Consider the following 25,015-nt stretch of genomic DNA (forward strand, 5'->3'; position numbering starts at 1 on the left):
GAAAGTGAAGTTAAAGGAGAAACAGTAGAGGCAGAAGTAAAATCAGAGGAACCAAAAGAAAGTGAAGTTAAAGGAGAAACAGTAGAGGCAGAAGTAAAATCAGAGGAACCAAAAGAAAGTGAAGTTAAAGGAGAAACAGTAGAGGCAGAAGTAAAATCAGAGGAACCAAAAGAAAGTGAAGTTAAAGAAGAAACAGTAGAGGCAGAAGTAAAATTAATTAAACAAAAAAAAACAAATAAGGATGAAACAATAGACGTAGATGTTAATTCAGATAATAAATAAAAATCTAAATTAAATTAAACGATTATTGGACAGGATTGATAACAATAATTTTATTTTTTGAGAATAATTTAGTTATTTTTAATTAAATATGGATTTATTTATTTTTTTATATTTGAATTTACCTTATAAAGATGTTGTTATGACTCTAAAGCTACTTCGATAGCTGCTATTAAGTTTTCGTCAAAAGGTTTAACACCTGGTTTGAATCTTGCAATTACTTTACTATCTTTTCCTATCAGAAACTTCTCGAAATTCCATTCAACATCTCCTTCAGGTTCAACTTTGTTAAGTGTCGTGTAAGGTTCTGTGGTGTTGCCTTTAGCATGAACTTTTTCATAGATTTCAAACTTAACGCCATATTTTGTGGTGCAAAAATCTTTTATTTCTGAAATAGAGTCGGGTTCTTGTTTTCCGAAATCATTACATGGGAATGCAAGTATTCTTAGACCTTTGCTTGCATATAAATCATGTAGCTTTTGGAGATCTTCATACTGAGCAGTATTACCGCAATAACTAGCTACATTAACAACTAAAATTACTTCACCTGAGTATTCACCAAGTTTTATAGATGATCCGTCTGAAGAAAGAACAGTAGTATTTTGTACGTCTACTTGCATGTCTAAAGGAAATTACCCTTTGAAGATAGCATTGAATATACTTTTTTGTGTTTAAATTATCTGATGGTTATGATTATTTCTTTTATAAGTTTTAATTTTTCATTTCTTTAACCCTCTATAATTAATGTTATTACTCAGTTTAAATTTGGACCCTTTAGACCCACTTACTGAAATTATTAATTCAGGTCAAGGTTTTTCACCTTCAATTGCTTTGGAAAGAATTATTTGGGCGATGATTGGAGTCTTTTTTTTAGGAGCAGTTTCCAGATCAATAACTAATAGCATTCGAAGTCATAATTGGTTTGATATAAAATTTTTATTTAGTTTTTCTAAAAATAAAAAAATTACAGATGATACATCGTCACAACATTCTCGAGATGAAGAATAAGTTTAATAAATATGAAAGTTTCAATTTTTTCTAAGAAGAGAATTTTATTACTTGGTAGTGGAGAGCTAGGAAAAGAATTAGTAATAGAATCCAAAAGATTAGGATTAGAAGTTATTGCAATTGATCGATATGAAAAAGCACCTGCAATGCAAGTCGCTGATTATTCAAGAGTAGTTGATATGGGAGATAAAAATATTTTAAAAAATGTTATAAAAGAATTTAAGCCTGACTATGTTGTCCCTGAAATAGAGGCACTTTCAATTGAGGCCTTAAAAGAACTAGAGGATGAAGGATTCAATATTGTTCCAAATGCCAGAACTGTTGAAATAACAATGAATAGAGATAAAATTAGAGACTTAGCTTCTAGAGAATTAAATATAAAAACTGCAAAGTTTGATTATATTTTTGAATTTGATGATTTAGAAAAAAAGGCGGATGAAATTGGATTCCCACTTTTACTTAAGCCTTTAATGAGTTCTTCAGGAAAGGGACAGAGTTTGGTTGAAACAAAAAACGATTTACAAAATGCTTGGAAACAGGCACGAGCAAATTCAAGAGGAAATGTTAAAGGTGTAATTATTGAAGAATTTATTAATTTTGATTTTGAGTTTACTCTTTTAACTGTAAGAAAAGAAAGTGGTGAAAATATTTTTTGTTTACCAATCGGACATCTTCAATCTAATGGAGACTATCAATGTAGTTGGCAACCTATAGATATAAATGAATCTCTAATTATTGAAGCTAAGAGAATGACAAATAAAATTTTAAATAACCTTAACGGAGCTGGATTATATGGAGTAGAGTTTTTTATAAAAGGTAGTGAGGTTATATTTTCAGAATTATCTCCAAGACCACACGACACCGGTATGGTTACATTAGTTAGTCAAAATATTAATGAATTTGAATTACATTTAAGGGCTTTTTTAAATTTACCAATACCATATATAGATCTAGTAGAACCCTCTGCTACCAGAGTTATACTTTCCAATCAAGAATGTATAAATCCTATTTATGCGGGTGTTAATGAAGCATTAGAATTTGAAAAGACTAAAGTGCTCATATTTGGAAAACCAGTTTCCAGAAAAGGCAGAAGAATGGGTATTGTTCTTTCATCAAATTCTGACATTAATTTGGCTAGAAAAAATGCAGATGAAGCTGCTCGTAAAATAAAAGTCTTTACAAAATAAATATTAAAAAAAAATAACGAAAAAAATACTTATTTCCTTCGTTTTTGTTCTCTGTTTCTCTGGGTATTATTTGAGTATGTACTCTCTTTTTCAATGATAGAAAATTATAAAGGTTGGGATATAACTTTAAATTGGGGTAATAATGATTATCTCAAGAGGGATACTGCAAAAAATTATTTTTTTAATCAAAAGGAAAAATGGATTGGTGTTCACTTAAATGGTGAAAAAATCTATGGTTCTTCTTTAAAAGAAATTAGGCATATTATTGATTATCCTAGTTTGCATGCAAAGTAAGTTAGAAGATTTTTTTAATCATCCTGATTATTTTCATTATCTTCAATTAGTTCATTAGCAAGTTTTCTTAAATCCCCCTTAATTGAAACCCATGTAAAAGCAATTAAAAAAATTGAGACAGATATTGCAACAGTGATTTTTTCGATAGGGGACATTCCAAGTGCAATAGCAAACATTTCATACCAAATACTAATTTTTAATTATATTGAATTTTTTTAAATAGTTTGAATAAAATTTGTTTTTGCAATGATAGTTAATTATTCAAAATTTAATAAATTTAATTTAAATTACTTATTTTATTTATTGTTTCTGATTTAAATTTTATTCAGTAAGATTAAATTATGGAAAAAAAAAAGTGTCCCCAATGTAAAAATTTAATTTTAAAAACTTCTCCAACATGTTTGTATTGTGGCAGACCTAATAAATTTATAACTAAGGAATACGTAAATAAAAAGTGGAATGAAGATAATAAAGAAAATGTATTTGATTATATTTTTATCAATAAGTATCTTATATTTATTTTATTTTTAATATTTACAATTGTTATTGTTATTTTTAGTTAAATATCATCAATTAATTACTCTATCATTGCATCTAATACTTCTTTAGTATTTGTTGATAGTTTATTTTTTTTAATCTGCTTTATTGTTTCTATCATATTACTTTTGTAAGGCTCAGAATAATAATTGTATCTACTAAATACTTTTACAAAACGCGAAATCACTATTGGATTTAATTTATCAAAGTCAATTATCTTTTGTGCAATATATTTATAACCAGCACCATCCTTTGCATGAAAATTACTATTTGTTGTTACGAAAGTATTTAATATAGCTCTTAAAGTGTTTGGTGATTTTGAATCAAAAAACTTATTTTCAAATAATTTTTCTATACCGCTAGTTTTATCATCAGTTTCTATAGATGCATTGAATGAAAACCAACTATCTAATACGACGCTATTATTTTTCCATTTTTTGAAGAAAATATTTGAAATAGTCTGTCTCTCAGGACAATTAATCCTACTGAAAGAATTTAATGCAGCTTTTGCTAGCGTCATCGACTTACTATCGACATAATTAATTATTTTGGTTTTAATTGCCCCATCATCACTGTGTAAAAGTAGTTTCCAAATAGTTTCGATTAGTTTTCTTTCGTTTTTACCTTCTGGCCACACTTTATTTAGATTTTTTTCTATTTCCTGAAGCTTAAAATATAATTCTTTTTTTAATTTGGTACCGAATAAATAATTTAATTCGTCAATAGTTTTATATATTTTTAAAGGGTCTATATTTTCCATCTCTGATTCGATTTCAGCAAATGTTGGAATACTTAGTAATTCTGATAAAAGTGATAAATTAATATCTTTATTTTTTATAAATGACATTAAGGTGCTTATTAATTTTTTTTCAACTTTATGATCTGGTTTTTCTTCTAATCGGTATAAAATGATTTTTTTATAAAATACTTTCATAGTGTTAGATAGTGTAAAAAAATCTTCTTCAAATTTTAAGATTAAAAATTCTTCATCCAAGGTAGTGTCTGATTCCCACTCAACTGGTGAAGAGAATTCTCGAAAATAAGTTACTAAAGGTATTTGGAGGTGAGATCTTACATTCCTAAAAATAAATTCTTGTTTTTTTGTTTTTAAAACAACTGTTTTCTCTATTGTTTTATTCTTACCGCAAAATATAGCCAGATTTATAGGAATTATTAGAGGTAAATCATTATATGGGTTCTTCTTTATTGGATTACTTTGAGAGGCTTGAATTATAAGTTTTTCGTCTGTTTCATCCCAGATTCTCTTAAATTTAACTTTTGGCGTGCCATTTTGCTTGTACCAGACTTTAAATTTTTTAGGATTGATTTCCTTATTGTGCTCTAAAATTTTATCGACAAATTGGTCTATTGTTGCTGCCTTACCATCATATGTTGATATGTAATTACTAAACCCGTTATAGAAATTTTCATCTTTTACAAGCTTGTTAAGCATTCTAATTATTTCTGATCCTTTTTCATATATCGTGGTCGTATAGAAATTGTCTATTTCTTGATATTTTTCTGGCATTACAGGATGTGATGTTGGACCAGAATCCTCTCTAAATTGATTTCTTCTAAGGAATTTTGCATCCTCAAGTCTCTTGATTTCATAATTATGATGGTCTGCAGTGAATTGTTGATCTCTAAATACTGTTAAACCTTCTTTTAGAGATAATTGAAACCAATCCCTACAAGTCACTCTATTCCCCGTCCAATTATGGAAGTATTCATGGGCAATCACACCCTCTATTCTCTCTAATTCCTCATCAGTTGTTGTCTCAGAATTAGCTAATATTAGTTTTGAGTTGAAAATATTGAGACTTTTATTTTCCATTGCTCCCATGTTGAAGTGCCTGACTGCAACTATATTGAACAATGACAAATCGTATTCAAGGTTATATTTATTCTCATCCCACCTCATTGATTTCTTTAAGGAACTTATTGCATGTTGAACATATTTTTCATCGCCATACTCAACATAAATATTTATTTTTATTTTTTTATTTGATTTTGTTATGAAATTGTCTTTTACACAATTAAGTTTCCCTGCTACCAATGCAAAAAGATATGAGGGTTTCGGATATGGGTCTTCCCAAATTATTTCATGTCGATTATTTGTAAGATTATTTTCTTTTACGACGTTACCATTTGAAAGTAAGACAGGATAATCATTCTTGTCTGCCTCAATTCTCACGGTATACTTGCTTAGAATATCAGGCCTATCAGAGTGAAAACTTATCCTTCTAAATCCTTCTGCCTCACATTGCGTAGTTATAATTCCATTGCTCTCATACATTCCTAAAAGGGATGTATTTTCCTTCGGTTTAATTATTCCTTCTATTTTTAATAAAAAATTGTCTTTATTTATATTTTTTATTTTTAAGTTATTTTTTTGTTGTTTGTAATATTTCTCTTCTATTAGTGAGTCATCTATAAATATTTTTTTTATTAGTATATCCGTGCCATCAAGAATAAGATTTCTGGCATTCTTATTTTTTTTTACCAATTTTAGTTTTGTCGTTACATTAACTGCACTTTTCTTAATTACGAAGTCCAAAAAAATTTCTGGAATTTCATAATCAAAAACTTTGTAATCATCAAGTTTTACATATCTAGAAATACTCTTTTGGTTTTTTGGATTGTTCATATTTGCAAAGAAGTTAAGAAGTTTAATAATGCAGAATACTTATTTTGAAGTTATAAGTTAGACCTTATTATCTGCTGTTTCACAAAAATGTGTTTTAATTTCTCCAGAAGGAAGTAGTTCGTGCAAAGAAGGGTTATTAATATCAGGCGATCCGTCCTCATTAAATTGGTACCTCCAGTCCCATTTTTTATCTGTGAAGGAAATATAGTCTTTCCTTAGAGAGTATGGAAGCATAAGCTTTGTTTTATTCCAATCAATATTTATAAATGCTCCTGGCTTTAACTCAGATATCTTTTCTACTATGGAAAAGTCACCATTAATATTATTTCTTATCACAAGATTAAGCTTTGAATTTTCACAGACATAGCTATTATTTAAAGCTAAAAGAAGTATTGAGGTAATAAAAAATGAATGAATTTTTTGAACTCCTTTTATAATAGATTTACTTTTAAGATGAATAACTTAATAAAAACCTTTTGGATCAATCTAAATCATAATAGATTGCATACTTTTTAGATCTATAAGATCACAATCTAATTTTTCTTCATTATCCTGAACTGAAATAAAATTATTTAAAAAACCTGAATATTTTGCATCTCCCCCCACGGTACTTGAAAGTATATATTTAGGATTGAATTTGTTAATTAATTTAGGTATTACATCAGCACCTTTCACAAAAGAACCTAGTAAGGGTAATTCTAAATTTTTGGTAGGAGTAATGACTGCATCAAGATTTTGTGTTTTTAAATTTTCATCAAGATATCCATGGGGTTCTATATAAAACCCATTATCTTCATCGTTTTTAACAATATACCCATTTTCTATTTGTGGTACCGGAGCCCCAGCAGTGGCTTCAAAACTTAAATTACATTGATTAATTTTTTCAGATGGTTTAAGCATTTTTATTGAACTAAAACCAATTTTTTCTAATGTTTCAATAGCACTTTTAGGGCAAATTATAGGAATATCTTTCCTAAACATTTCTAATGTTGGGACGTGACAGTGATCAGGTAGTCCTTGAGTTAATAAGATAATATCAATTTCATTATCTATTAGTATTTCTTCTTCTAATGATCCCTTAAAAAACCACTCACCTGGAGGAAATATTAAATCTCCTTTTAGCCAAGGATCAATAATCAAGTTGGTTTTTTGAAATTTTATAAGCCAACCATTTGATCCAAGGTAGGTTGCTTCAAAAGCCATTATAACTGAATTGTTTTATTTGATAATAGAATAAATTTGGCTTTATCGAGAAATTACTAATTTAATTTATTAGTTTGCTTCATTTAAAATTTGAAATGACTTTCTTTTTAGGTTAAATATTAAAACTTGATTATCTTTATAACTAATCTTAAAGTCTTCTTTTTCTAGCATTTGTATTGGTATTAGTGCTAAACCTCCTGTACCTGAAAATATAATTGGCATGGTGTTATTTTTCTTTCCATTCATTTTTTGTAGGTCAATTGCTTGAGAAACTATTTTTCTGGCTCTATCAAATCCGTAATCTTCTATTAATTCAGACCATAAAAAGTTAACTGATTCATATTTTGAAAACTCAATTTGTACTGTCTTCATTAATAAATGTTTTATATATATTGATTAATTGATAAAGATATAGACTTAATTACTATTTTTAAACCTATCCATGACTAGTTGTAACATATCCACTACATCTCCATCAGTTAAATTTAAATCCTTCTTTAAATCATTGCAGGTTAAATTCATTTCAAGTGCTGCTTCAGCCATATGATTAACTTTTTGGTTATCACCACCCAATGAAATAAAGGGATTGAAGTTTTCTATCATTAAAATTTAGAATCACAACCTAGTTCTAGCTAAGAAATAATCAATTATCATTGATTGATACAGAAGCTTATAAATATGTTATTAATTATTTAGATAATTTTTATTTTTAAACTAATGATGTTGATATCCCTTTTGATATCAATGCGAATCTTCTGGCTCTGATTAATAACGGAAATATCACCTTTGTTCGATTATTTGATTTAAACACTCTAGAAAGTAATAAAAGTAAATTACTTGAGGGATTATTTATTTTTTTGCAAATAGTATTAATTGCATCTGCCCCATGAAAGATGTCTTCATCTTTCAGGAGAATAGCTCCTTTATCTAAGTCATAGCCTTTCTCTATGAGGGATTTAATAAGAGTTAAATTTTTACGACCATCAAGAATTTTAATATTAGTTATCTTACTTCTGATCTCCAGAAGCTCAGCAAAATGATTGCAGAATGGGCATTCTCCATCATAAATAAATGTATAGTTAGAATTCATTAGAAAAAAAATTTTTGATGGTATTAAAGTGCGCCAACAAAATATTTATGACTTGATAATAAAACAAATAATAAAAATTTTGTGGATTTCTAATAATTGGATAGATAAAAAATTCTCATAATTACGAAGAAATGTCTCAATATAGTTATATTTTTCATAAAAATCTGTATGCTAACTCGGAGATATTATGTTTTAAAATCATGAATTTATTAGCTTCTTTTGCTTTAGGTGGTTTCAATCCATGGGCAGCAGGCTTTGGAATTGGTTCTTTAGTACTTTTTGGTCTTGTTGGTCTTGTGGCAGGTCCAAACTTAAAGAATTTTGATCCTGATGCATAAATCATCAAATTTAATATAGATTTTAAAAGACTCATTTGAGTCTTTTTTTATGCGTTTTTTAAAATTTATTTTTAGAATTAAATTAATTCATATTCTGCCAAAAAATGTTGTTAAATCCTTTGTATCCATTTGCTTTTTTGAAAATCTCTTCTCTTAAAGCCACTATTGTTTTTTTATCAATACTTTTAATTAAATCAAATTTGCTTAGATTAAAAGGTGGACTAATAGGAGGCCTTTTTGCCTTGATACTCATTTCGGGGATTTTTGCCTCTAGTACCATAGCTTTAGGATCTTTAGTATATGCTTATAGATTAAAGAATAAATCTAATGCTGATGATAATCAAATGCAGGATTTAGAAACTGTTAATGTTTAAGATATTTTATTAATTAATTTAGGGTTGGATAACCTAAAATGGGGTTCCAGGGATAAAATGTAAGACTAAAAATCCAAAACCGGCAGCAAAAACTATTGATACTGCGATTATAAGGAGGCCTGATGCCATCCCCCCTTCGTTAAACGCCATTTAGTTAGTTATTTTTTATTTATAGTAGAACATATTTGTTGCTAGGTAAAAGTTCTAATTACCTATATATCACCCAAATTTATTATTAATGGTGAATAAAAGTAAAAAAATAGAAGTTAATGAGATGATAAAACCAAATATTATTAATGGTTTAGATTTGACATTTTCTTCTTTCTTGAGCTTACTTTTTAAAGCAGAAAAATTGCTATCTTTTTTTTTATAAATAAGATTAGAAAAAGGTTTAATCACGATAAATTTTAGATTTAGCTAATTACCCTAAAGTTTTGAACAGATTTTTATGGTAATCAACAATATTTTGACAACTTATTACAGGCGTAAATTCCATATGAATGCCAAATTTAGCTCTCCAAGGAGCAAAATGCTCAAAAATTTCTTTATCACTCTGTGCCTTACATAAACAGACTACCCTGCCCTCACCTGGAGCATGAACTCTAAATAACATCTCAAATTTATCTGTTTTATCTGATTTTGCAATTTCGCCGTTTTCCCAAGCTTCTACAAATAATTGATAAGCTTTCACTTGGTTCTCAATATCTGGGAATTGGCAGTCAGCAAGAAATAATTGCATTAGGTATTCTTTAGGTTTTCCTTATTATCCCTCAAATACTTATTTATTAGTTGGACTGTTTGAATTTGAAGATCAGAAAAAGAATATTTACCTAAATAAAGTGAGAGGATAGAGTCTCAAGGAATTTTCCAATATCTTTTTTATACAAGCTATCTGTGATTTTTAAAGAGAATAATTCATAATCATTTATATCTTTTTTTTTATCAAAATTAATATTTCCCTTTAATGAAATATTTTTCATGATTTTATTGATCACTATTTAAAATTTAAACAAATATGAGTAAAAGACAAATTTCTTTACATTATGTTTTTTATGAGAGAAATTTCTAAGGCTAATAGATGATTATTTTTTTATTTAAGAATTAATTATTTTTCCTAAGATATATAAAAAAGAATTAGTTAAAGAAAAAATTACAGTTAATAGAGATGCAATAACGGGTAATAAATTGAACCACAATTGCGAAGTTGTCATTTTTGCATCAATAGGCAGAAAATTGGTTCTTTTTTTAATTCTTATTTGTAACCAAAAAATAGATAATGGATAAATAATTCTTGAGAAAGTAATTATCAATGAAGGTAAAATACCTTGGTTTGAATAAAGTATAAATCCTGAATAAAAGTATAACGTCCAAACTAGAACTCTTTGAATCAGAATTAATCCTTTGCTTTTGCCAGACATTATTAATGAGTTTTTATAATTTTAGACATTTTATATCTTTCAAAAAAATTTTTATTTATATTAACTTTTTCTTTACGTATAATTTTCCATTTATTTTTAAGAAATAATTTATAACTTATTAAGCTTGCTTCAGTATAAAGATAATCTAAACCTTCTTTCTTAGCTTCATCTTCTAATTTATGAAGTAACTTAGAGCCAAAGCCTTTTCTTTGGAATTTACTTTTACAGTAAAATAACGCAATTCTGTCGGTGGGATATCTTGTGGCAAAAGCAATAATAATTCCTTCTTTACTTATAAGCCATCCTTTCCCTTTAATTATTGACTTATTAAAATTTGGGTTATTCCATGCTTGGCTTGACCATGCTCTTTTTTGTTCTTGACTATAAATTTTTTCATCTAAATATTGAATTGAATCAAAATAAACCTTCTTTAATTCTAGTTGATCTTTTATGGTAATTTGTCTTAAATTCATATAAAGATCTTTTATCTAATATGCCTAATAAAAATATATTCGCAATTGGCGGAGGAGGTTTTGGTCGTTCATTAGGGTCTCTTGAAATTGAAAAATATATAGTTTCTTTAAGTAATAAAAAAAGACCTAAAATTTGCTTTATTCCAACAGCATCTGGAGATAGTAGTTTGTACAAATTAAATTTTTATAGAGCTTTTTCTAAACTTGATTGTATAACAAGCCATATTGATTTCTTCTCGCGGACAGAAAACTTAGAAGAGAAAGTTTTAACTCAAGACATTATTTATGTTGGCGGAGGGAATACAAAAAGTATGTTAGCTGTCTGGAAAGAATGGAATCTAAATAAAATTTTGCGAAATGCTTATGATAAAGGAATTGTAATGAGTGGTGTAAGTGCTGGGGCTATTTGTTGGTTTGATAAAGGAATAACTGATTCTTATGCTAATGAATTAGCCATAATCGATTGCTTAGGCATAATTGAAGGTATTGCTTGCCCGCATTTCGATGAAGAAAAAGAGAGGGAACCTTATGTTAATGATCTCATCAATAAGGAAATTATTAAATCGTGTATTTGTATAGAGGGGAATTGTGCCTTTCACATAAAAAATAATAATGAATATTCTTCAATAGATTTTGGTAATGGTAGAAAGAGTTTTAGAGTCTATAAGGAAAATAATACTTTAAAGAAAGAAATCCTTTAATTAAAGAATATATATTATTTTATATCTCTTCATTTTTTGAGATTGAAGTAAATTCAATACCTTTGTACTTTACAAATGATGCAGTCCATACTTCTTTGGAAAGATTTCCAAGGTATTTTAAAAATTGTTGTGTATCGCCATCTCTTATCCATTCGGATTTAATAAATGGAAGCTCTTTCTGCATCCTTTTAGGATGCATATGAACAAGTAGTAAACCTTTTTCTTCAGAAGCCCTTTTTAAAGCACCCTCATCACTTCTTTGGAAAACTCTTAATAGGAGATTTAAAATCACCTCTTCTCCAAGTTTCTTAAAATTTTCTGATTTCTCTAAATTATCTTTAATTTCCTTACCTCCAAGAGGCATTGCTCTAACAAGGTTTTGCTCTATTAAAGCTATTGCAATTAGATAATCTTGGCTAGCCATATTCAAAATAATACTTTTTGATATTCTAACCTCTCGAGTTCATTAAAATCTTTGATGGATATATATTTGCTAAAAGAAGAAAGGAAATAATTTGTTAATTATTTTCTATTAAAATTTTATCTTTCTTTTTTATTTATGTTAATTAGTAAAATGAAAAATTTTATTTGTTATGAAGATTTTTTGTTTTTATTTTTCCGATATTTTTTGTAGGTCTTTATTTATGCTTGCCTGGTGTTTGTAATACCAGAAAATTAGAAATGTTTTAATCAAAATTTCAAAATCTGCAGAAGATAAAATTTCTTTAAAAGCTCCAATAGATATTCCCTCATTTATTTTCTAAAGAGTAGGAATGAAAAGAAAACTTTAAAAATAAGAATCGTAGCAGATGCGTGTTTTCGTTAATATGTTTATGGATTAAGTATTACTACTAACTAATGAACGATAATATAAGATTTGAATTATCATTTAAAAATATATCTCAGCTAGAAAAAAAACTTAATTTCTGCAGATCAAATAACATTAAAAATATCAATATTCCATGTAAAGGTCTTATTAAGAAAGAATTATTTAGTTCAACTATTAATTATATATCCAAAAACTTTCATCCATTAAATGTAACTTATCATTATAGTCTTTTTCATCAATATTCAAAAAACAGAAATAAATCATATCAGGATTTTTTAGAATTTGTTAAAAATTCTCACGCTAATAAAAATTATGAAATTCTTCTTGTGTCAGGATCAAATAAGAAAAAAAACTTTAATTCAATAGATGCATTAGCTCATTTACAAAAAGAAAAAAATTTAAAAGTTAAATTAGGTATAGCCTACAATCCATACTTAAAAAAATATTATAAGATTTCTACAGAAAGAGAAAGGTTCGCAAGAAAAATTTCAACAGGATTAATAAATTCAATTTGGTTTCAATATGGCACAGATATTAATGTTCTTCAGAATGAGGTGACTCATCTTAAGTACGTAGCAAAAGAAGAAAAATTAAATCTATTTGGAAGTTTATTTATTCCCTCTAAACAATTTATAGCGCGCTTTAAATTTCGTCCTTGGAAAGAGGTATATATATCTAAAGAATGTTTATATTCCTTAGAGAATTTTTTTGATTTCACAAAAGATTTAGTTAGTTTTTATAAAAAAAATAATATTACTCCTGTAATTGAATCTGATTTTTCATCATCAGAGAAACTTGATTTAGTTTATAGTTTTTTAGAAAATGAAAGATAATTTCTGCCAATAGATAATTATGAAGAGTGATTTTAGATATGACTTAGTAATAATAGGTGGGGGAATATCTGCATGTGTTTTCGCATCGAAGTATCTAAAAAATAATATTTCAAAAAAAATTGCATTAATTGAAATTGGTCGTGGACTTGGAGGGAGATCAAGTACAAGAATAAGCAAAAGATTTAATGGATGGAAACTTAACCATGGGGCTCCAAATTTTAATATATCAAATAGTAAAAATAATCTTCTATTAAAAAGTTATATTGATGAATTATTGGAAAATAAATTTATTAAAATTGACGACTCAGATATATTTTTTCTAAATCAAAATTTTAATTCAGAAAAACAAAAAAAATCTGAATTTTCTTGCGGGATTAATTATCTACCATTAGGTTCTATGAGTCAATTAGCGCAAAAGATAATCGATTCTAATAATTTAAAGGGGAAAATTGATTTTTTCTTTGAAACTTTAATAGTTGATTTGAAGTTTAATAATAAGGAATGGTTACTAACATCAAAAAATGGTTGCGAATTTAAATCTAAATATCTTATTTGTTCAACTAATTTGTTGCTACATAAAAGGTCATTGAAAATATTAAATATAAATCAAATTCCACTAAGAAAGGCTATTCCTTTAAATCATGATAAAAAAATAGATTTAATATTAAATTATTTATCAGAACAATCATTTATTCCTAGGTTATCTTTTTTAATATATACAAATGAAAATTATAGTTATAAAGATTTTTATTCTAAAAAACAAAGGTATTTTTTTTTAAGAAAAAATTTAGAAAATAAATATAAATTTGAAAGAATTATTTTTCAGCGGCAAGATAATAATAAATTAGGAATTGTAGTACATACAAAAAATATTGAATTTATTAATTCTTATATGAATGCAAAACATGAAAAAGTTTTTAAACAAAAAATAATTACAAATTTCAATAAACTTTTTGAAAATAATTCTGTAGTAAATAAATTAACTTTTGATGATGAAATCTCTATTATGAAATGGAGAGCTTCGCAACCTTCTGGAATTGGCGTCCCATTATCTTTACAATTTAGTAGAAAATATAGAATTGGATTTTGTGGAGACTGGTTTGAAGGAGAAGGATTTGGTAGAATTGAAGGATCAATTTTAAGTGCTTTAATATTAGAGGAAAAAATTAATGGTTTAATTAAATAATATTTTCATAATGTCATCTACATCAGATTTTTTTCTAATAATAAATTTATTTTTATTTTTGTTTATGCTATTTGCTTTGAATTTTTCGTAATAAATGTCCCAAGATTTTAAGAAGTCATTTTCAGCTTGTTTTTTATTCTTACCTCTTTCTTTTAAATCTCTTTTTAGAACTCTTTTCATACACTCATTTTTTTTATTTTTTATTTCTAAAAAATAATAATTCTGAATATTTAAAGTGTTTGCGAATTCTTTGGCAAAAATACCTTCAACAATTAAAAAACTAATATTATTTGTTTTCTTTAAAGTTTTTTTAATTGATTTCTTTTCGAAATTATAATAACGATCATTTAATGAAAGCCCATGTTTATAGATAAAATCAAAATCTTTTTTTAATAGTTTACAGTTGAAACTTATACTTCTATCAAAAAAACCTTCTATAAATTTTGATAGTATTATACTTATTAACCCTGTTTTATAATAATTGTCGGTACTTAAAACAAAGCCATTTTTATTTTTTTTTATAAATTTATTAGATAAAGTTGTTTTACCACTCCCAGAGGGACCACTTATAAATATAAGCTTCATTTTTAATATCTGCTATTTATTAAGACTTTAACTTTACTATTAAAAAAAACGTTTAATTTTTGAAAGTACATTTTTTTTTTTTTTTAATTTTTAGACTTATATTAATACCTTTGCAATTGGTTGAAAGCTTGCATTACTAAAAAATATGTGTCTTTATATAATTGTAAGTAAATTATTTCTATTCAATTAGCTATTTTTTATTACTAATTTCTCTCGAAAATTGATAATATTAAATTAGAGAGATAATTTTATTACTTATATAATCCAATGATTTCAAAATTTCTAAGCAAACTAAAATCAGTTCTATTTAAAAGTTCGGTATCTGTTGATGCTCCTTTAAAGAAAGAAAAAAAAGCAACTAAGTCTGCAAAAACTTCAAAAACAAAAACAAAAACAAAAACAAAAACAAAAACCAAATCGGTTAATTCTAAAAAAAATATTGAAACTTTAACCACACTTCCTGGTGTTGGAGCAAAAAGTGCAAAAGCTTTGTATGAGGCAGGATTTAAAACAACAAAAGCAGTTATTGCTGCAGATGAAAAAGATCTTCTTGCTGTATCAGGAGTTGGAATAAATCTTGTTAAGAAGCTTAAAAAGCTCAAATAGTTATATTTTTAACCTTTCTAAAATTAAAAGTAGTAATATTAACGTTTTGTAAAATTTTTATGGACTTTTACAAAATCATCTTCTCTTAGCTTTTCTTCTCTGTTGCAACTTTCTTTTGTATTTTTCAATGGGAGTTTCGTGATGCCTAAGTCTTTTCAAATCTGCAAAAATCCCAGATTTAGATACTTGTCTTTTAAATCTTCTAAGGGCAGACTCAATTCCCTCGTTCTCTCCAACTGTTACCTGTGTCAAAATTTTCTAAATAAAAATTATTCTAGCACCTCAATAGATAATTTTAAACTTAAAACTTTGACTGAACGATTTATGCTTTATTTGGCTTATTTTTTTGCCCACTCAACAAATCTTTTTTCATTACTTTTTATATCTTGTAATGATTCAAAATAATATTTTCCCCAATCATCTTTTGGCAGTCCAAGAAATAACATTAGATTCAATGGGTAATGATCGCTATCGGAACAATTTCTAAAATCATCCCTGAATAAAAAGATTGCCTTTTTTAGAGCAATTGCGATACCCAATTCGATCATTACACCTTCGTCTGGTGGATTTCCATTAACAATCGCAAAAATACAATCACATTCTTTTAAATCATTGAAATTACTTATTGCAACGTCATATGCCCATTCATTTTCTTGATGAGTTAAAGGTTTTGTTCTCTCAAAAGGTTCAAATACTTCTACATTTAAATCATTGAAGATTTCAATAAATTCATTTAAAAGTGTTTTTGTTTGTTTTGAAAATCCATATGGATTTGCTAAATATAATTTCTTTCTCAATTTAAACCTCTTTTTTTGATGTACTCTTCGCGGTCACTTTTTGAATTTGAAGTATTTTCCCAGGGGAAAACTATCCATTCGCTTTTTTTTGATATAAATACTGTATTCCACCATATAGGTTTGATTTTACTAAATAAGACAAAAAACATTGCTCCTTCTATATCCTTGAAGTTAGTTAATGTAAGACCAGTTTCATAAACATCGTCTACTATTAATGAATTTTTTATTGGTTCTGAAATTAATTTAATTTTTAATTTATGGCTTAGTGCTACAGCAAGACATAATCCACCACGAGGAACTCCATATATACCAGAAAACTTCTTAAAACTACATTTATTAGCAATTTGTTCTACGCTCTTATCAAATTCGCTCCAGGAAAAATAATTAATCATCTTAATTTTCTTTTTTTTCTTTTGTAGTTGCATAATTTGAAGCAATTACACTTAATAGTGCTACTACTTGCTCATTTGGACATTTGGTATTTTTTTTTAAATTTTCACATTCATTTATTATCTTGGAGTATGTATCCTCTACAATCCCGTTCATTTGATCGATACTAAAAGAATAGGGTTTATTCATATTTAAATTATTAATTATTTTATTTTTACTTAAATTTCCAACGAAGTAAATATTTTGAGTATTTAAAGATAAAATTATTCCCACATGGGATTATTTAATTTTTCAATTCTAAGTGAAGAAGGAACATAGGTATGTAAAGTTTCAATTTTTATAGCCCATTTTTTTGAGTTACCCTTTAAACTTTCGCTTTCAATTAGGTTTGTAAGAGGAATCCTTTTCCTAACTTTAAGAAGACCTAGACAAGTTTCCCAGGCTTCTTGATTTTTATAAATTTCTAACCAAAAATCAAAGATATTTTCCAAGATTTCTAAAGGTATATCAAATGAAATTCCCATTGAAGGTCTTTCCATTAAATGATTTTTGTTTCTTAGTTCATTTAATAAATTATTTACGTTTAGATTTATAGCTAAAAGAATATCTTTTGCTGATTCATTACCTAATAATTCTTTTCTATGACAATCTAAAAGATTTTCATCCTCAGAAATATTTTCATCGCAATTTTTTATTCCTATAATCCAAAAACCTTCTCCATTATTTACTCCACTAGCAAGAAATAGATATTGAGGTGAATTCTGCAAGATTTGAATTATTTTTCCCATTTTTAACATTTTTTGCTTGATATGAAAATAATTTTCCTTTGCAATTAACAAAATAAACTCCTCGTAAAAATGTTTTTGTTGTTAATATAGATTTTTTAACCAAATGTTTGATTTAAGAGAACTAAAACTTATGTTTTTGGATCCTACTGATTTGATCATTAACAATATTAATAAATACCTTTATAGTAATAAAACAATTAAATTTATTTTTTCTTAGGAAACAATTTTCCTATTTTCTCTTTTTGCAAGTACTCTCTTTTAGTTCTTATTTTTTTATCTTCTAGTGATTCTTTATTAGTACTTACGGCATAAATAATGTAGAAAATCATACCAGTAAATATTAACCCTAAAAAAATGATTAATATTCCTATGGGTTCACTAGGACTAAAAATTTTGAGATCTAAAGCTGAATTAAGGGCAATTATCATCAATAAACTAATTCCTTAAAGAATTGGAAATCTAATTGATTTCCTCGTAACCAAAAAATGAAACATTATCTGAATTTTTATAACCATTAGCTGCTTCCTGTGGGTTTTGACTGTCAAATTTTCTTGCTTTAGCATGAATCATGTTGAATGGAAAAATCACAGCTCCTACAAAAAAGTGAAGTAGTAAGAAATCTGAAGGTAGTCCATTTGTCCAATCAGGAAAAAATAGCAATGTCATCAATGATTCGTACATATAAGTAGTCAAATAAACCTCTGACTATTATTACTGAACTTATCGCAATACTTTTAATTTTTAATAAATTGAAATTTAATTTGGTTTTAATAATTATCAGATTTAATTGAAAAGACAATTTTAAAATACTATTATATTAATTATAAATATTGATTAATAGCGTTTGTTAAAATTCTTTTTTGTCTTACTTTTAATTATATTTTTTCAATTGAGACCTGCAATAGGTTTTGCTTTTGATACGTCAGATCCTAGTGTTAGTTTGCTACAAAATAGGATCTCTAATAATTTCTCTAAGAAATATTGCAATGCTATTCAAAATGGTTTTTCTAAAGATGAAGCAATGAAATCAGCCATTGTAAAAACTGAAAACATTATATCTTTCTCTTACAATCCACAGAAAAAATGGATTGAGAAGAGTGACTTGGCTAATCAAATTTCATTGCAAGTAGTAAATGATTGTGGATGGTCATTTGGATTAATTGGAAAGGAGGGAGTTGATTATTTTAAATCATATTTTCTAGAAATTTACGAAAAAACCACTCCTGATAAAAATTTTTCAAGATAAATTGGGTTAATGAATAATATTTCAGACAAATTAGTATTGACTATAATATTGATTACTATTCTTTTTGTGTTTGGATTAATTTTTTCAATAAAGTCCCCAGAGAGAAAGGTTATAGAATCGCCAATAATGTGGAAAGATGATTATTCTAATATTAGGGTTTATAGTAATAAAATAAATTCAGAAAGTAAAAGTATAATTTAAGTAAATATTCATAATTTACCAAAATAGGAAGATCATATCCAACTAAATACAAAAATATTTTTCTAATGCTCAATTAAATAATCATTTTATTGTTTAATTTAAGTATTTCAAAAGAACTGCCGCTAGTTTTAAATCATCATTAAACCATGCTCGTATCGCCATAGCCCTTCGAGGATCATAAAAATTTTGTTTTCTGTACCAACTAAGAACTTCTGAATCTGATTTCTTACCATTACATGACAAACAACATGGGACACAATTGCTTGTACTGCTAATACCACCTTTTGACATTGGATGAAGGTGATCAAGTGATTCTGAAGGGTTACCACAATAAATACATTTAAACTTAGTGAGTTTATTAAGTGACTCTCTCCAATTTTTATTACTTATTTTAGGACAAAACTGATCAAGGTAAATTGCATCCTGACTATGCATAGTATTCTTGAAAATTTTTTTGATAATAACAGTTTTTTTTAAATTTGATTGAAAAAGATAAAATAAGATTTTATAAGTCTTAATATTTTTTTAATTATTTAAATAGTAAGTTTTGTATTTTATCCCTTATCTACTGACAATATCAATGGAGAGTATTGATCATCACATATTTGAAAGTTTTTATATCTTTTTGATATCCTTTTTTTCTAATACGTTCTCAGCGATTTCTGGAGGAGGAGCAGGATTATTACAATTGCCAGCATTGATTTTATCTGGAATCCCTTATTATCAAGCTCTGGCTAGCCATAAATTAGCAACAGTAGCTCTAGGGATAGGTGGTTCATTAAGAAATTACAAATCTTTAGGTAATGATATGAGTGTTGCTTGGCAAATTTTAATTTATGGATTACCAGGAGTAATTTTAGGGTCTTTAATAGTTGAGTACATATCAGAAAAGTATTTGTACTTAATTTTAGGAATATTATCAATACTATTAGCTTTTTACTCATTCCTTAAGCCAGATTTAGGGTTGTCATCTGGGAATAATAAGCTTAATTTTGTTCATAAAATTAGATTTCTAATTTTTATATTCCTTATAGGTATTTTAAATGGTTCTATTTCTTCAGGAACAGGATTGCTCGTAACAATACTATTAATAAAAACTTTTGAAATGGATTTTCTTCGAGCTATAAGTATGACATTCTTTACTGTTGGAATTTTTTGGAATTTTGTCGGAGCAGTTTTTTTGGCAAGAATAGGATCGGTTCCTTCAAATATATTGATAGTATTAATAATTGGTTCCTTTACAGGAGGATATTTCGGAGCTCACCTGTCAAAATTAAAAGGGAATATACTAATTAAGAAAACTTTTACAACAGTTTGTATTTTGGTTGGTATTAGCTTATTGATTAAATCCATAAAAAGTTTTTTATAAATTAATTGAGAATAGCAGTACAATTTGATAAAAAAAGTCTAAAGCATTTTTATTAATTGAAAAAATAAATTAATTATTACTTTTTGAGAGACCTTATTTTAAATCCAAAAAAAAAGCCTCACATATGCGAGGCCGGGTGATGGGGAAACTTATTTTTAAACCAATTTCATAAAAAATGCAACCCCCTATCTGTAGCGCAACTCTTACCAACTATAAACACTACAGGTAGTGCTTCTATGGTTTTCTTCCTTGGAAATTTAAAAATTTCGAAATATTTTTGTAATTTTAAAATTTATGAGTAAAAATCTTATTTTATGATTTCAAATGTTTTATGGTAATTTTACTTGTTAAAAATGTCCTGCACAGTATCATTCGTAATAACTTTGCTAGTAAAAAGATTTAATGATTGAATTAACTTTACTAACTCTTTTGAATTATGTTGGTGATAATTTCTGTGAGTATAGAAATCTTGGTCATGATAACTATAAATCTTTACTTCTCTCTTACAGTGATGCAAGTAATAAATTTGGACCATTAGAGGTTAAAAAGGTTATTGAAAAGTCAGAAAATTTTAAAGTTGTTGCTGTTGCTATTGCTGCAGTTAAGTGCCCTCAGCATATAGTTAAGTAATGAAGTTTGAATTAAAAACTGAAAAAGAAAATTATTCAAAATCATTTTTACAATTTATTGGTATATTTTTTTTTATCACTTTAATAATTATCCTTTGTGACGTAGCACTCAAATTAGGAATCATATCTAGAAATTATAAAATTGAATACGGCTGTAGACTTTTATCTGTTGAGAAATCTAAACCTAATTTTAAGAAATTATCTAGGCTTTCTAATTTGAAAAGTAAACAACAAATTTGGGAATTTTGCAGGGACTCTATAAAATAATAATTAGCTAGATGCAGATGTATAAAATTTTAATGCAAATAACCAGAACTTTCTTGAAGTTATAAGAAATACTGAAGCAACAATAACTTCAAGCAATATTTTCCAAAATTGAGAAAGTCCAAGAAAAACTTCAGAAGGAATTGTAGTTATGAAAGCAATAGGAATGAAAATACTGAAAAAAATTCTTAAAGAAAATGAAAATGAATTTAGAGGAAATCTTCCAATATAAAGGAATGATCTTAATACTTCTGTTGCATTCCAAGTCTTAACAAACCAAATAGTAGTAGTTGAGATAAAAAACCATAGACTATATAAAATACAAATTGAGCAGCTTATCGTAATCAAGGATAGGGTCATAAAACTTAAATTTAAATTTATTTGATTTATTCTTATGCAGAAGAACAACAACAAAAATCCAAGCATTATTTCTAAAAATCCAGATGGGTTTATTTTTTTTAATGAAATAAAAAATTGACTATCAATAGGTTTTATAAGTACGAAGTCTAATGTTCCTTCCCTTATGTGTTTAACTATTTCTGTAAGATTAGGATTGAACCATGTATTTGTTATTCCATTCAAAATTGTATAAATACCTTGAATTATTAGTGCCTGTTCAAATTTCCACCCTCCAATATATCCATTATTTTGAAAGAAAATAGATAATAGAAAAATACTCCCTATTAAACTTAAAATTGCAGTAATTAAATCAACTAATATATTTGTCTTATACTCCAATTCAGAAGCCAAAGAAGTATGTAAGAATTTTTTATAAACTTTTAGATATTTTCTTAAATTCATGACCCCATAGCTGTATATTTTTTCGTTCCTTCAGACCAGATTTTCTTAAATAATGGGAAAAGTATAAAAATCCATAGAATTTGCATACTTAAGCCTCCACTAATATTTGTTTCATTACCAGATAATAAGTTCGCAGGGAAATCAATTAGATATGGAAAAGGAGTTAAATAAATCCAAGATTTAACATATGCGGGAAATGAAACTACTGGAGCTAAAAGACCTGAAAGAAATAAAGTTGGAATAAATAACAATCTTTCTATCGATGATGCTTTCTCTGTCCAGAAACATAGACATGCAACTATTGACTGTATTAAAAATTGAATCAAGAAGGATAAGAAAGTAGATACTATCGATAATAGTAAAAGACTTAAATTTGGAATCCATATACTTTCTGGATTAAAAATAAAAAAGAAAAATGCGATTATTAGTGCGAAAGGAAATCTTGTTATTTGTTCAGCAAGATGTTGTGCAAAATATCTAAAAAATGGATTTAAAGGTTGGATTAAATAAGGAGATACTTTCCCCAAAAGAGAATCCTCTTCAAAACTAAATACAACCCAAACTACAGAAAACTGCCTTACAAAAAAAGCACATAAGAAATACCTAGAAAGCATAACATCACTAATGTTTATGGATTCATTCAGATTATTATTTGTCCAAATGTTCAACATGAAAAAAGGAATAATCCCTGAAATTGCCCATAATGCAATTTCTACCCTATATTCCAACATGTTTGAATATTGGACTTTTAATAAGGTGAATATTTTACTGTTAATCAAATTAGATATCATAGTCTTTTTTGATTAATACCTTCCCAATAATTTCATCTATAGGTGGTTCATTTATAAAAAGGTCTAAAATATCAAAATTATTTAGGATAGTTTTTAGTGAAGAGGTAATAGATTTGTTTTCAATTTTTATAGTGATTTCATTCTTTATTTTATTTTTAACAGTAAAACCGGAATTTCCTAATTTAATTGCATCGTCTTCTGAGCGACAAACTATTAATATTTCTTTAACGGGAGATAGTTTTTTTAATAATAGGTCAAGTTTTCCATCATATGATATCGCCCCTTGGTGGACGCATATAACTCTCTTGCATAGAGATGTAATATCTTTCATATAGTGGCTCGTTAAGCATATCGTTGCATTAGTTTCCTTATTATATTTTTGAAGGAATTTTCTTAAATTTCTCTGTGCATTAATATCTAATCCAAGTGTAGGCTCGTCTAAAAATAGAATATTTGGTTCATGTATCAAAGCTGCTAGTAATTCTGACTTCATACGCTGACCTAGTGAAAGTTTCCTAACAGGTATGTATAGCTCTTCATCAATTTCAAGCATTTCCGATAGCTTTTTTATTCTCTTTTTAGCTTCGAACTTATCTAAGTCATATATTGATGCATTCAAATAGAATGATTCAATTGGCGGAAGATCCCAGATAAGCTGTTGCTTTTGTCCCATTATTAAGGTGATATTCTTTAGGAAATTTTCTTTTCTCCTGAAAGGTAAGTAACCTGAAACCAAAATCGAACCTTCACTTGGATAAATTAAGCCACAAAGCATTTTTAATATTGTTGTTTTCCCTGCTCCATTAGCACCTAAAAAACCTACTATCTCTCCTTCTTTAATTTCAAAACTTATATCTTTTATAACTTTTAAACTTTTTGTTTGTCTTCTAAAAAAATGTTTAATTGTTCCTTTTAATCCTGGTTCTTTGGAAGAAATATCAAATGACTTAGATAAATTTTTTACATCGATAATATTTTGTACCATTTAAAGATTTAATTACTAAAGTTATATATTTAAATAAATAGTTAAATTATTTTTATTTTAGAAAATTTTTTAACGAATTAAAAAATATCTTTAAAAGATACAACAAGCCAGATGAAAAAGTTAATTGGATTTAATAACTCGCTTACCTTATTTTTGTTTTCATAATTTAATCCTTTTAAAAAATTAAATATAAAATTACTATTTTCTTTTTTAACATTATTTTTTTTAATTACATTACCATTTTTGTCGAGAAGATCAATTTCATCTTCAAAAAACCATTGCTCTTTTCCATTGGATAATATCAAGACAACTCCAATACCTTTACCATCAGTTATTCTGAAATCACTTATCTTACCCAATGAAGAAATATTTATTGCATCAATAGTTTCTTTGGTAAGTCTATCCTTAGATAGTTCTAAATTTACCTGAACTGAACTCCCTATTTTAGCCTTATCTAAAATTGACATTTTTTAGGTTATCATACTTAGTGATAGAAGATTTATGCGATTAATTCAGAATTATTGACTTATTTCAATAATTATGACTTTTTGAATAATACTTCAAGGATTCTTTTTATTGAAATTGTTAATATTCTCAAGAAGACAAAAAATAGTCCAAACCAACCCAGAATAACAGCTATTGATAATAAGCTTGAACCTAGATCACGCTGAAGCAAATTCTGCATGAATTTATAAATTAATGAATGTTACTTTACCTTAAAGACTTAATCATTCGAATAGGAAAAAGTTCAACATTCTGATATTTTCCTACTAATTTATTATGGGGCTATTTAATACAAATGATTTATAAGCTAAGATTTAGATATCAACATAAATAAATATTTTGGAGCTCTCTTTTAATTCTTATATTGGAATTTTCTTTATAATTATTGGTATTCTAGTTAGAGTTGATTTTAAATTCTCAATGCAAAAGGATTTGTAATTAGTTCTTTTTAATAAGATATATTCCATCAGTTACTAGTATCTTTGTTCATTCCTGAAAGAATAATAAATAATAAAAAAGCAGCCTTAAGGCTGCTTATAAATGGTGGCGGGGGGGAGATTTGAACTTCCGACCTTCGGGTTATGAGCCCGACGAGCTACCAGACTGCTCTACCCCGCGACATATACATAGCATACATCTGAATGGGTTCTTTTTTTTTTTTT

Annotated in this window: 41 protein-coding genes, 1 tRNA gene and 1 pseudogene; 15 read left to right on the forward strand and 28 right to left on the reverse strand. The window is 27.0% G+C overall.

What is annotated here, in order from left to right:
* Positions 1-282: pseudogene (locus tag EU95_RS0108895) on the forward strand (hypothetical protein); the annotation flags it as partial.
* 137 nt (positions 283-419) lie between these two features.
* Here EU95_RS0108895 and EU95_RS04540 read toward each other — a convergent pair.
* Positions 420-899, reverse strand: coding sequence for a glutathione peroxidase (locus EU95_RS04540; RefSeq protein ID WP_032522133.1), 480 nt, complete (start codon positions 897-899; stop codon positions 420-422).
* 145 nt (positions 900-1,044) lie between these two features.
* On the opposite strand from EU95_RS04540, the gene EU95_RS04535 reads away from it, so the two are divergent.
* The 3 genes from EU95_RS04535 to EU95_RS04525 all read left to right on the forward strand — a co-directional run bounded on the left by EU95_RS04535 (position 1,045) and on the right by EU95_RS04525 (position 2,768).
* Positions 1,045-1,287 carry a hypothetical protein gene (locus EU95_RS04535; protein WP_032522200.1) on the forward strand — a complete coding sequence of 81 codons (243 nt, stop codon included), beginning with the start codon at positions 1,045-1,047 and terminating at the stop codon, positions 1,285-1,287.
* Between the two features lie 11 nt (positions 1,288-1,298).
* Positions 1,299-2,474 carry a formate-dependent phosphoribosylglycinamide formyltransferase gene (gene purT / locus EU95_RS04530; RefSeq protein ID WP_032522134.1) on the forward strand — a complete coding sequence of 392 codons (1,176 nt, stop codon included), beginning with the start codon at positions 1,299-1,301 and terminating at the stop codon, positions 2,472-2,474.
* A 93-nt stretch (positions 2,475-2,567) separates the two neighbouring features.
* Positions 2,568-2,768: a hypothetical protein gene (locus EU95_RS04525; RefSeq protein WP_032522135.1), complete on the forward strand. Its 201-nt coding sequence runs from the start codon at positions 2,568-2,570 to the stop codon at positions 2,766-2,768.
* Between the two features lie 14 nt (positions 2,769-2,782).
* Here the strand turns inward: EU95_RS04525 and EU95_RS04520 are convergent, their stop codons facing one another.
* Positions 2,783-2,944 carry a hypothetical protein gene (locus EU95_RS04520; RefSeq protein WP_032522136.1) on the reverse strand — a complete coding sequence of 54 codons (162 nt, stop codon included), beginning with the start codon at positions 2,942-2,944 and terminating at the stop codon, positions 2,783-2,785.
* Positions 2,945-3,109: 165 nt separating this feature from the next.
* On the opposite strand from EU95_RS04520, the gene EU95_RS10085 reads away from it, so the two are divergent.
* Positions 3,110-3,331 (forward strand): hypothetical protein, encoded by a 222-nt coding sequence (locus EU95_RS10085; RefSeq protein WP_032522137.1) that lies wholly within the window; start codon positions 3,110-3,112, stop codon positions 3,329-3,331.
* A gap of 14 nt (positions 3,332-3,345) precedes the next feature.
* Here EU95_RS10085 and pepN read toward each other — a convergent pair whose 3' ends face one another.
* From pepN to EU95_RS04485, 6 genes are all read right to left on the reverse strand, one after another.
* Positions 3,346-5,952 (reverse strand): aminopeptidase N, encoded by a 2,607-nt coding sequence (pepN, locus tag EU95_RS04510; RefSeq protein WP_032522138.1) that lies wholly within the window; start codon positions 5,950-5,952, stop codon positions 3,346-3,348.
* 57 nt (positions 5,953-6,009) lie between these two features.
* Positions 6,010-6,288, reverse strand: a complete 279-nt coding sequence (locus EU95_RS04505; RefSeq protein ID WP_032522139.1) for a hypothetical protein — start codon at positions 6,286-6,288, stop codon at positions 6,010-6,012.
* 150 nt (positions 6,289-6,438) lie between these two features.
* Positions 6,439-7,155: an MBL fold metallo-hydrolase gene (locus EU95_RS04500; RefSeq protein ID WP_032522140.1), complete on the reverse strand. Its 717-nt coding sequence runs from the start codon at positions 7,153-7,155 to the stop codon at positions 6,439-6,441.
* Positions 7,156-7,224: 69 nt separating this feature from the next.
* Complete coding sequence (locus EU95_RS04495; RefSeq protein WP_032522141.1) at positions 7,225-7,527, reverse strand: hypothetical protein; 303 nt, start codon at positions 7,525-7,527, stop codon at positions 7,225-7,227.
* Positions 7,528-7,572: 45 nt separating this feature from the next.
* Positions 7,573-7,758 carry a hypothetical protein gene (locus tag EU95_RS04490; RefSeq protein WP_011818521.1) on the reverse strand — a complete coding sequence of 62 codons (186 nt, stop codon included), beginning with the start codon at positions 7,756-7,758 and terminating at the stop codon, positions 7,573-7,575.
* A 106-nt stretch (positions 7,759-7,864) separates the two neighbouring features.
* Positions 7,865-8,245, reverse strand: a complete 381-nt coding sequence (locus tag EU95_RS04485) for a DCC1-like thiol-disulfide oxidoreductase family protein (protein ID WP_032522143.1) — start codon at positions 8,243-8,245, stop codon at positions 7,865-7,867.
* 200 nt (positions 8,246-8,445) lie between these two features.
* On the opposite strand from EU95_RS04485, the gene EU95_RS0108900 reads away from it, so the two are divergent.
* Together EU95_RS0108900 and EU95_RS0108905 are read left to right on the forward strand one after the other, a co-directional pair.
* Positions 8,446-8,583, forward strand: coding sequence for a hypothetical protein (locus EU95_RS0108900; RefSeq protein ID WP_002806597.1), 138 nt, complete (start codon positions 8,446-8,448; stop codon positions 8,581-8,583).
* 104 nt (positions 8,584-8,687) lie between these two features.
* Entirely contained in the window at positions 8,688-8,957 is a 270-nt protein-coding gene (locus EU95_RS0108905; RefSeq protein ID WP_032522146.1) for a hypothetical protein, read from the forward strand.
* Between the two features lie 421 nt (positions 8,958-9,378).
* Here the strand turns inward: EU95_RS0108905 and EU95_RS04475 are convergent, their stop codons facing one another.
* The 4 genes from EU95_RS04475 to EU95_RS04465 all read right to left on the reverse strand — a co-directional run bounded on the left by EU95_RS04475 (position 9,379) and on the right by EU95_RS04465 (position 10,848).
* Positions 9,379-9,696 carry a DUF3303 domain-containing protein gene (locus EU95_RS04475; RefSeq protein WP_032522148.1) on the reverse strand — a complete coding sequence of 106 codons (318 nt, stop codon included), beginning with the start codon at positions 9,694-9,696 and terminating at the stop codon, positions 9,379-9,381.
* A 91-nt stretch (positions 9,697-9,787) separates the two neighbouring features.
* Positions 9,788-9,937 (reverse strand): hypothetical protein, encoded by a 150-nt coding sequence (locus EU95_RS09890; protein WP_167315823.1) that lies wholly within the window; start codon positions 9,935-9,937, stop codon positions 9,788-9,790.
* A 114-nt stretch (positions 9,938-10,051) separates the two neighbouring features.
* Positions 10,052-10,375: a hypothetical protein gene (locus EU95_RS04470; protein WP_032522149.1), complete on the reverse strand. Its 324-nt coding sequence runs from the start codon at positions 10,373-10,375 to the stop codon at positions 10,052-10,054.
* Between the two features lie 2 nt (positions 10,376-10,377).
* Entirely contained in the window at positions 10,378-10,848 is a 471-nt protein-coding gene (locus tag EU95_RS04465) for a GNAT family N-acetyltransferase (protein WP_032522150.1), read from the reverse strand.
* A 20-nt stretch (positions 10,849-10,868) separates the two neighbouring features.
* Between EU95_RS04465 and EU95_RS04460 the strand changes: the two genes are divergently transcribed.
* Positions 10,869-11,549: a peptidase E gene (locus EU95_RS04460; RefSeq protein ID WP_032522151.1), complete on the forward strand. Its 681-nt coding sequence runs from the start codon at positions 10,869-10,871 to the stop codon at positions 11,547-11,549.
* Positions 11,550-11,568: 19 nt separating this feature from the next.
* Here EU95_RS04460 and EU95_RS04455 read toward each other — a convergent pair whose 3' ends face one another.
* Positions 11,569-11,973 carry a hypothetical protein gene (locus tag EU95_RS04455; protein WP_032522152.1) on the reverse strand — a complete coding sequence of 135 codons (405 nt, stop codon included), beginning with the start codon at positions 11,971-11,973 and terminating at the stop codon, positions 11,569-11,571.
* Between the two features lie 434 nt (positions 11,974-12,407).
* On the opposite strand from EU95_RS04455, the gene EU95_RS04450 reads away from it, so the two are divergent.
* On the forward strand, positions 12,408-13,211 hold the full coding sequence (locus EU95_RS04450; RefSeq protein WP_032522153.1) for a hypothetical protein: 804 nt from the start codon (positions 12,408-12,410) through the stop codon (positions 13,209-13,211).
* A gap of 19 nt (positions 13,212-13,230) precedes the next feature.
* Positions 13,231-14,397, forward strand: coding sequence for an NAD(P)-binding protein (locus EU95_RS04445; protein ID WP_032522154.1), 1,167 nt, complete (start codon positions 13,231-13,233; stop codon positions 14,395-14,397).
* Here the strand turns inward: EU95_RS04445 and EU95_RS04440 are convergent.
* Positions 14,386-14,982, reverse strand: a complete 597-nt coding sequence (locus tag EU95_RS04440; protein WP_032522156.1) for a uridine kinase family protein — start codon at positions 14,980-14,982, stop codon at positions 14,386-14,388. The genes EU95_RS04445 and EU95_RS04440 overlap by 12 nt on opposite strands.
* A 267-nt stretch (positions 14,983-15,249) precedes the next feature.
* Here EU95_RS04440 and EU95_RS04435 point away from each other — a divergent pair, with 267 nt between their 5' ends.
* On the forward strand, positions 15,250-15,588 hold the full coding sequence (locus tag EU95_RS04435) for a helix-hairpin-helix domain-containing protein (protein ID WP_032522157.1): 339 nt from the start codon (positions 15,250-15,252) through the stop codon (positions 15,586-15,588).
* A gap of 75 nt (positions 15,589-15,663) precedes the next feature.
* Here EU95_RS04435 and rpsU read toward each other — a convergent pair whose 3' ends face one another.
* The 7 genes from rpsU to EU95_RS04405 all read right to left on the reverse strand — a co-directional run bounded on the left by rpsU (position 15,664) and on the right by EU95_RS04405 (position 18,229).
* Entirely contained in the window at positions 15,664-15,840 is a 177-nt protein-coding gene (rpsU, locus tag EU95_RS04430) for a 30S ribosomal protein S21 (RefSeq protein ID WP_032522158.1), read from the reverse strand.
* Between the two features lie 86 nt (positions 15,841-15,926).
* Positions 15,927-16,385 (reverse strand): nucleoside 2-deoxyribosyltransferase, encoded by a 459-nt coding sequence (locus tag EU95_RS04425; protein ID WP_032522159.1) that lies wholly within the window; start codon positions 16,383-16,385, stop codon positions 15,927-15,929.
* Positions 16,382-16,777: a phosphoribosyltransferase gene (locus EU95_RS04420; protein ID WP_080728112.1), complete on the reverse strand. Its 396-nt coding sequence runs from the start codon at positions 16,775-16,777 to the stop codon at positions 16,382-16,384. The genes EU95_RS04425 and EU95_RS04420 overlap by 4 nt, the downstream gene beginning before the upstream one ends.
* 1 nt (position 16,778) lies before the next feature.
* Entirely contained in the window at positions 16,779-16,964 is a 186-nt protein-coding gene (locus EU95_RS0108910) for a hypothetical protein (protein ID WP_032522203.1), read from the reverse strand.
* A 74-nt stretch (positions 16,965-17,038) separates the two neighbouring features.
* Complete coding sequence (locus EU95_RS04415) at positions 17,039-17,542, reverse strand: hypothetical protein (RefSeq protein ID WP_032522204.1); 504 nt, start codon at positions 17,540-17,542, stop codon at positions 17,039-17,041.
* A 224-nt stretch (positions 17,543-17,766) separates the two neighbouring features.
* Positions 17,767-17,991 (reverse strand): hypothetical protein, encoded by a 225-nt coding sequence (locus tag EU95_RS04410; RefSeq protein WP_032522160.1) that lies wholly within the window; start codon positions 17,989-17,991, stop codon positions 17,767-17,769.
* Between the two features lie 31 nt (positions 17,992-18,022).
* Entirely contained in the window at positions 18,023-18,229 is a 207-nt protein-coding gene (locus EU95_RS04405) for a hypothetical protein (protein ID WP_241466722.1), read from the reverse strand.
* A gap of 178 nt (positions 18,230-18,407) precedes the next feature.
* On the opposite strand from EU95_RS04405, the gene EU95_RS04400 reads away from it, so the two are divergent.
* Entirely contained in the window at positions 18,408-18,809 is a 402-nt protein-coding gene (locus tag EU95_RS04400; RefSeq protein ID WP_032522164.1) for a hypothetical protein, read from the forward strand.
* A 294-nt stretch (positions 18,810-19,103) separates the two neighbouring features.
* Here EU95_RS04400 and EU95_RS0108915 read toward each other — a convergent pair whose 3' ends face one another.
* Entirely contained in the window at positions 19,104-19,445 is a 342-nt protein-coding gene (locus tag EU95_RS0108915) for an HNH endonuclease (RefSeq protein WP_032522166.1), read from the reverse strand.
* Positions 19,446-19,566: 121 nt separating this feature from the next.
* Between EU95_RS0108915 and EU95_RS04390 the strand changes: the two genes are divergently transcribed.
* The 3 genes from EU95_RS04390 (at position 19,567) to EU95_RS10090 (ending at position 21,275) form a co-directional block, all read left to right on the forward strand.
* Positions 19,567-20,379 (forward strand): sulfite exporter TauE/SafE family protein, encoded by an 813-nt coding sequence (locus EU95_RS04390; protein ID WP_032522205.1) that lies wholly within the window; start codon positions 19,567-19,569, stop codon positions 20,377-20,379.
* Between the two features lie 402 nt (positions 20,380-20,781).
* On the forward strand, positions 20,782-21,009 hold the full coding sequence (locus tag EU95_RS04385) for a hypothetical protein (protein WP_032522167.1): 228 nt from the start codon (positions 20,782-20,784) through the stop codon (positions 21,007-21,009).
* Entirely contained in the window at positions 21,009-21,275 is a 267-nt protein-coding gene (locus tag EU95_RS10090) for a hypothetical protein (RefSeq protein ID WP_032522168.1), read from the forward strand. The genes EU95_RS04385 and EU95_RS10090 overlap by 1 nt, the downstream gene beginning before the upstream one ends.
* A gap of 3 nt (positions 21,276-21,278) precedes the next feature.
* On the opposite strand, the gene EU95_RS04375 is transcribed toward EU95_RS10090, so the two are convergent.
* The 6 genes from EU95_RS04375 to EU95_RS0108920 form a co-directional block, all read right to left on the reverse strand.
* Entirely contained in the window at positions 21,279-22,073 is a 795-nt protein-coding gene (locus EU95_RS04375; protein WP_032522170.1) for an ABC transporter permease, read from the reverse strand.
* Positions 22,070-22,864, reverse strand: coding sequence for an ABC transporter permease (locus EU95_RS04370; protein ID WP_052046860.1), 795 nt, complete (start codon positions 22,862-22,864; stop codon positions 22,070-22,072). The genes EU95_RS04375 and EU95_RS04370 overlap by 4 nt, the downstream gene beginning before the upstream one ends.
* Complete coding sequence (locus tag EU95_RS04365) at positions 22,854-23,849, reverse strand: ABC transporter ATP-binding protein (RefSeq protein ID WP_032522171.1); 996 nt, start codon at positions 23,847-23,849, stop codon at positions 22,854-22,856. Before EU95_RS04365 ends, EU95_RS04370 begins: the two co-directional genes overlap by 11 nt.
* A 77-nt stretch (positions 23,850-23,926) precedes the next feature.
* On the reverse strand, positions 23,927-24,316 hold the full coding sequence (gene petP, locus EU95_RS04360; protein WP_032522172.1) for a cytochrome b6-f complex subunit PetP: 390 nt from the start codon (positions 24,314-24,316) through the stop codon (positions 23,927-23,929).
* 71 nt (positions 24,317-24,387) lie between these two features.
* Positions 24,388-24,534 (reverse strand): hypothetical protein, encoded by a 147-nt coding sequence (locus tag EU95_RS09895; RefSeq protein WP_193742468.1) that lies wholly within the window; start codon positions 24,532-24,534, stop codon positions 24,388-24,390.
* Positions 24,535-24,894: 360 nt separating this feature from the next.
* Positions 24,895-24,971 (reverse strand) — tRNA-Met (locus EU95_RS0108920).
* Between the last annotated feature and the right edge of the window lie 44 nt (positions 24,972-25,015).

It is taken from the genome of Prochlorococcus marinus str. MIT 9201, assembly GCF_000759955.1.
GTDB lineage: Bacteria > Cyanobacteriota > Cyanobacteriia > PCC-6307 > Cyanobiaceae > Prochlorococcus_A > Prochlorococcus_A marinus_G.